Source organism: Mediterraneibacter agrestimuris (genome assembly GCF_943193195.1).
Lineage (GTDB): Bacteria > Bacillota > Clostridia > Lachnospirales > Lachnospiraceae > Schaedlerella > Schaedlerella agrestimuris.
This window is the reverse complement of the sequence record NZ_CALPDG010000119.1, coordinates 1-1,071: the sequence shown is the minus strand read 5'-3', so window position 1 is coordinate 1,071 and position 1,071 is coordinate 1. Positions and strand designations below refer to the sequence as shown.

General features: G+C 45.6%; 1 protein-coding gene. It reads right to left on the bottom strand.

The features are described from left to right. Nucleotides 1-65: 65 nt before the first annotated feature. Nucleotides 66-1,071 (bottom strand): group II intron reverse transcriptase/maturase (gene ltrA / locus NFS18_RS19325; protein ID WP_251393196.1); only part of this gene is annotated, 1,006 nt, incomplete at its 5' end.

Here is a 1,071-nt window from a genome sequence, read left to right as displayed (position 1 = left end):
ATCGAGTAGGGGGAATTTAATCCCCCTCTCACACCACCAGTACGTGCCGTTCGGCATACGGCGGTTCAACATAACTTCAAAGCATGACGTTCCAGGTAATAATCGTAGCAACTGACAAGTCCTGCCTGTGACAGCTTTTCTTTTGAGATTGCCCTTACCACACACGTTTTCGTCACTACCCATTGGTAGCGGTCTCCGCAGTATGCCGTCACTCTTGCAAGGTCTTTTCCTATCCCGAGTTTCCGCAATCCCCATTGTCTCTTTTTCGGTACTTTCCATTGTTTCCAAATGATTACCCTTAGCCGTGTACGCAAATGGGCGTCTATGTCATTCATTGCCGTTTTCATTGAGCCTAATGCAAAGTAGTTTATCCACCCTCTGATTACCCAGTTGAGCTTCTGCACCCTTTCCGCAAATGCCATTGACTGCTTTCTGCTTGTCAGTCCCTTTAGTGTCCTCTTGAATTTCTTCACGGAATCTTTATGCGGTCTGCATTTCCACTCCTTTGATTTTGAATCTTTATAAAATCCGAATCCCAGATATTTGAGTTTTCCCGGCCTCGTGATATGCGTCTTTTCTGCATTTACTTTTAGTCCAAGTTTTCTCTCTATCCATTCTGTTATGGAATACATCACCCGTTTGGCACTTGCTTCGCTTCTGACTGCTATGATACAGTCATCTGCGTACCTCACGAATCGCAGCCCCCGTTTCTCCAACTCCTTATCCAGTTCATTCAGCATGATGTTTGACAGCAGCGGCGACAGATTCCCGCCTTGCGGCGTTCCCCTGTCTGTTTTTTCATGTCTGCCCTGTACCATCACTCCTGCTTTCAGATATTTTCGTATCAATGATTCCGTGTCCCCGTCATTTATGATGTTGTGTATAAGGCTCATCAACCTGTCCTGTGGTACGCTGTCAAAGAATTTCTCCAAGTCAATGTCCACTATCCACTCATATCCTTCGTTTAAAAATGCAAGCATTTCCCTGACTGCCATTTCACAACTTCTGTTTGGGCGGAATCCGTAACTACTATCCGAAAACAATGGCTCGCACATTGGGCTGATTACTTGC